The sequence below is a fragment of the Caballeronia sp. LZ043 genome (assembly GCF_031451075.1).
In the GTDB taxonomy this organism is placed as follows: Bacteria; Pseudomonadota; Gammaproteobacteria; order Burkholderiales; family Burkholderiaceae; genus Caballeronia.
Genome location: NZ_JARUXT010000022.1, coordinates 1 through 4,498 on the forward strand (window position 1 = coordinate 1; position 4,498 = coordinate 4,498).

Below are 4,498 nucleotides of genomic sequence, written 5' to 3' on the forward strand. Positions count from 1 at the left end.
CTACTGGTTCACGATGCCGCTGGTGGTGGCGGCGGTGATCCTGGTTGTGACCGTGAAGGTCGATTCACGCCAGAAGACGCTCGAAGAAGCGAGTGGCGAGACGAGCGCATAGCGTGACATTGAGGGAGTCGCATCGGTACGAACGGCGGTGCGCAGCAGTAAAACAAAAAATATCGGAGACAGACAAATGAAAACATCATGGATGGGCGTTTCTGTGGCAACCGCGATCACGGCTGCAACGGTACTGGCGCCAGCAACGGCCGACGCGCAATCGTCGGTCACGCTGTACGGCATCGTCGATGTCGGCGTGCAGTTCACCAACCACAACGTTGCCGCGGGTGGCAAAGCCGGCTCGACGTTTTCCGCGGTATCGGGCGGAGCGCAGACATCGCGTTGGGGGTTGCGCGTGCGTGAAGATCTCGGCGGCAACTATGCGGCAATCGCCGTTCTGGAAAACGGCTTCGACGCGACCAAGGGAACGGCCAACAACTCGGGACGTCTGTTTGGACGTTCATCGTACGTGGGCATCGATTCGCCTTACGGAACTTTCACCATGGGTCGTCATGTGACCGGGGTCTATGACTTTAGCGTGTGGTTCGATCCAGTCGGCCCGGCGATCTATTCGAGCGTGGTGTACGACCTTGCTTTCGTGAGTCGCGCCGACAACTCGCTTCGCTATGTCGGCAAGTTCGGCGTGCTGGGTGGCAAGTTGATGGTCGAGCAGCTGTATAGCTTCGGCTATGACAGCGTGAGCGGAGCCGGTCCGGTTGCCGGCGCCTATCGCGTGGGCAAGGAAGAAAGCCTCTTTGTCACATACAACCGCGGTATCGGCACATTGGGATTGCTCTTCGATCAGCAGAACGGCAATGCAATCGCGACACAGGGCGTCAAGACGCAGCGCTATGGCGTGGGTGTATCGGTGGATCTCGAACCGGTACAGCTCTATGCGGCCTATCGCTTCTACGGACAGAAACAGCCTGGGCAGAATCTGTATTCGTCGCTTTACTGGGTCGCCGCGCGTTACACGATCAGGCCGGACTTAAACGTGAGTTCGGATCTCTTCTATCAGGACGACCGTAATACTGGTCAAGGCAATCCGCTGATGCTCTCGATTCTCGCCAGTTACCTGCTGTCGAAGCGCACCGACGTCTACGTGCAGCTTGGAACCATCCTGAACAAGAAGCACAGCAGTCTCGGCTTCGCGGGCTTCAATACGGTCACGACAGGCGCCGTCCAAACAGGCGCAATGGTAGGCATCCGCACGCGCTTCTGATTCGTGAGCGGCGGGACCGATAACGTTTGATCTTGCAAGGAGAAGATGGATGATTCGCAGGTGGATGCTGGCTGTGGTGATGCTCTCGGCGATGATGAATCAAGTGTGTGCTCAGGAGCCGGCCGACCCGGACGATGCGGTGAAAGACCAACTCGTGCAGGCATACCTGATCTTGACGAACGAGGGCACGCTCGATGGCTTCGGCCACATCAGCGCCCGTTCGAGGAAGGACCCGGACATCTTTTATATGCCGCGTGCCATGCCGCCTTCGCTCGTGACGCGTGAAGACGTTCTCGCGTTGCGGGTATCCGATAGCCAGCCGATCGATCCGCGCGGTCGCAAAGTCAACGGCGAACGCTATATCCATGGTGAAATCTACAAGGCACGGCCGGATGTCATGGCCGTGGTCCACTCGCATTCGCAATCCGTCATTCCACTGAGCCTGACGCATATTCCACTGCGGCCGGTGATTGCGCAGGCGGGCTTTCTACCGCTGGAGACGCCGAATTTCGAAATCCGTGATGCGCGCGGCAAGGATGGGCGCGGTATGCAGGTCACCGATGAAAGGCGCGGCGCCGCACTGGCCAAAGCGCTCGGCAAAGCGCCGGCCATTTTGATGCGAGGGCATGGAGACACGGTTGTCGGTCACTCGATCAAGCAGGCTGTCGTGTTTGCCGTCTACGTGGATGCCGACGCGCGGATGCAGACCCAAGCGATTCTGCTATCGAAGAACATCGTGCCGATGAACGCATCCGAACAGTTCGGCGAAGACGCGTTCGATATCAATCGGCCTTGGGAGTACATGCTGGCGAAGACCATGACGCCGGAGGAAAAAGCCAGGGTGGATCACGCGCAGTTCGGCCTCGAACAGACTCAGAGAAAGCAATAGTGTCCGCAGCGGGAGGTCTCCATGACGGCATTCCTGTATTTTGAATCAGCCGTTCCAATGGTCGTGTTGATGGTGTACGAGCCATGTGCTGACATGCCGCAAGTTCAAGATACGGCCGGCAGGCGGTCGCTTGCGGCACGATCTCTCGAATGGCTGCTGTCATGGCTGGTGCCATTCGAACAGTGCGGAGAGCCTTGATTCGCTCCGCCTGACACCGTTTTCGGCTTCAGCCGGGATGTCGGCCGGCAGGCAAACCGTAAACATTTGTATCGCTGCGCTGCTGGGCGATGGCCTGGCGCGCCTGCTCGAGCGTGACCGGATAGTCGTCCCGATTCGGCTGATAGCCGTGCTGTTCGAGCACAAGCAATTCATGACCAACTTGTGCGCGCGTGATCGATGGACTGTTTTCGGCTTGAGCGAGGGCGGGAAGCAGGGCGCAGACTATCACTGCGGCGGCTTCAACGTGTAGCGACATGATGAGCTCCCATCGACGAGGCTTAAGGGCGCAAGCATGCCCTTCTGCTGGTGAAGCGCATAGTGTACGGGTTTACATCGAATCAGTTTGCAGAGCATGATTGTGTTTCGCCCGCAAGACCGGCGTGCGCTCGTTGGCTTCAGATGCGCACGCTTTCCAGGGAATCGAATAGACGTCGCGCGGCTGGATTGGGCGACTGGCCGAGGTAAAGGCTGTAGCTGACGTCCGGAAGGCGCGGTAGCCCGTCTGCTTCGCCCAACACGCGATAGTCGGGGCCCATCACTTCCACTGATCGGGCCGCCACGCCTAGCCTGGCCCGCAAAGCCGCGCGAATGCCCGGCAAGGTCGGCGCCACATAACGGATGCGCCACGCAATGCCTGCTCGTTCGAGATGCTCGAGGGCCATGGTTCTGAACAGGCTCGGTTCGTCGGATGTGATCAGGTCGAGGGGCTGATGGCGGTCGTAGTCGTAATCAGCCGCGCAAATCCATACCGTAGGCGACGTGCGCAGCGTGATCTTGCGATATTCGGGATGATCGCGAGCCGACACCGTCATGTCGATCTCACCACGTTTCATGGCCTGCATAAGGAACGCTGTGCGCCCCGTATCGATGGTCATGCGCAAGCTCGGGAAAGCTTTCGAGAAACGTTGCAGCAGGTTGGGCAACATGGAATCGGCTACATCTGCAGGCGCGCCGAGCCGCACCTCTCCGGTCAATGTAGAGCCCGCAATGGCGGAACACGCTTCGTCGTTCAGCGCGAGCAGGCGGCGCGAATACTCAAGCAATTTCAGGCCGTCTTCCGTGAGACGTTTTTCCCGCCCGCGCTTGTGGAAGAGCGTCTTGCTGAGCTGCGCTTCGAGGCGCTGCATCTGCTGCGTTACCGCCGATTGGGTGCGATGCACCGAATCGGCAGCGGCCGCAAACGATTCGCGTTCGACAATGGCAACGAACGTGCGCAACAGTTCCAGATCCAGGTTGATAAGGCTCATTGTGTGTCTGTCTCCTTGAGCGCGCGGGCGAATGAGTCGCGGGGGTGGCGACAAGATGGTTCGCCGCCCGCTGCTCTGCAAGCTCAAATATATTAAGCATGCTAATGCAATACGATGTTGCGGCGTAAGGGAGGTTTACGTGGCCCGTATCGCAATCTTGTGACATCCGCTTTGGGAATGTGGACGCTCTGATATTTTCTCGTGGGTGACCGTGGCTGATAGAACAGGCGCCGCATGCATCGTTGCCTCCTCGTTCTATCACCCGGGTTGCCGTCGGTTGTTGATCGGCCAAGACGCGATGCTAGCTCTCGCAGTCCTCGTGTGTGAGCGAGAAAAGCGGTTTGCGGAACATCACGACCGACTAAAGCAGGAGGCGCCTGACCTCCTCGCGATAGTCGTCGAAAGTGGTCTTAGTGTTCAAAGAGCGTGACCGCCATGCGCAGATAACGTCGAGATCCTTGTCCGCGACGGCCTACATTCGCGCCGAGCGCGCGCGTTTCAGCCTGCTCCAGCGGTTGAGTTTGGAAGGAATAGCGAAAGTTTCTGTTCGTGCCGGTCAAAGCGCGAGGAGCGATGGTAGCGCAGGCTCCGATGTCGACGCACATCATGAACCACTTCGATTTCTGAACATCATCAGAAAAAATCTCGTGCTGAAGTAATGTAGAGATGAATCAGATAGGGTGGAAGGAAAAAACCGGTAGTGACGAGGCCGAGGTTTTGCTTGCTTAGGCTTGCTTCTCGCACGCGGAAATTGGCTGACGCAGCGCGTCCAGCGCGTGAGTGCGCCCCATCGTTTCAGGCTGTAGTCCAGCGCCTTCGCAATCGCCGAGCCCTCCGCAACGAGTTTGCGCTGCGCCATCAGCCACTCAT

Annotated in this window: 5 protein-coding genes; 2 read left to right on the plus strand and 3 right to left on the minus strand. The window is 58.5% G+C overall.

The window, feature by feature from the left end; all coding sequences use genetic code 11:
- Nucleotides 1-187 precede the first annotated feature (187 nt).
- Entirely contained in the window at nucleotides 188-1,273 is a 1,086-nt protein-coding gene (locus QCE64_RS36100) for a porin (RefSeq protein ID WP_310009119.1), read from the plus strand.
- A gap of 49 nt (nucleotides 1,274-1,322) precedes the next feature.
- Nucleotides 1,323-2,162: a class II aldolase/adducin family protein gene (locus tag QCE64_RS36105; RefSeq protein WP_310009121.1), complete on the plus strand. Its 840-nt coding sequence runs from the start codon at nucleotides 1,323-1,325 to the stop codon at nucleotides 2,160-2,162.
- Nucleotides 2,163-2,388: 226 nt separating this feature from the next.
- Here QCE64_RS36105 and QCE64_RS36110 read toward each other — a convergent pair whose 3' ends face one another.
- The 3 genes from QCE64_RS36110 to QCE64_RS36120 all read right to left on the minus strand — a co-directional run.
- Complete coding sequence (locus tag QCE64_RS36110) at nucleotides 2,389-2,637, minus strand: DUF4148 domain-containing protein (RefSeq protein WP_310009123.1); 249 nt, start codon at nucleotides 2,635-2,637, stop codon at nucleotides 2,389-2,391.
- Nucleotides 2,638-2,776: 139 nt separating this feature from the next.
- A complete protein-coding gene (locus QCE64_RS36115) occupies nucleotides 2,777-3,598 on the minus strand; it encodes a LysR substrate-binding domain-containing protein (protein ID WP_310009124.1) in 822 nt (273 codons plus the stop codon).
- A 634-nt stretch (nucleotides 3,599-4,232) separates the two neighbouring features.
- Nucleotides 4,233-4,498, minus strand: a 266-nt coding sequence (locus tag QCE64_RS36120; protein WP_310009125.1) for a hypothetical protein, incomplete at its 5' end; no start/stop codon positions are given.

What these genes read in the sequence shown, in the direction of transcription:
- QCE64_RS36110 (WP_310009123.1), bottom strand. Translation starts at nt 2,637, where the DNA reads ATGTCGCTACACGTTGAAGCCGCCGCAGTGATAGTCTGCGCCCTGCTT.
- QCE64_RS36100 (WP_310009119.1), top strand. Translation starts at nt 188, where the DNA reads ATGAAAACATCATGGATGGGCGTTTCTGTGGCAACCGCGATCACGGCT.
- QCE64_RS36105 (WP_310009121.1), top strand. Translation starts at nt 1,323, where the DNA reads ATGATTCGCAGGTGGATGCTGGCTGTGGTGATGCTCTCGGCGATGATG.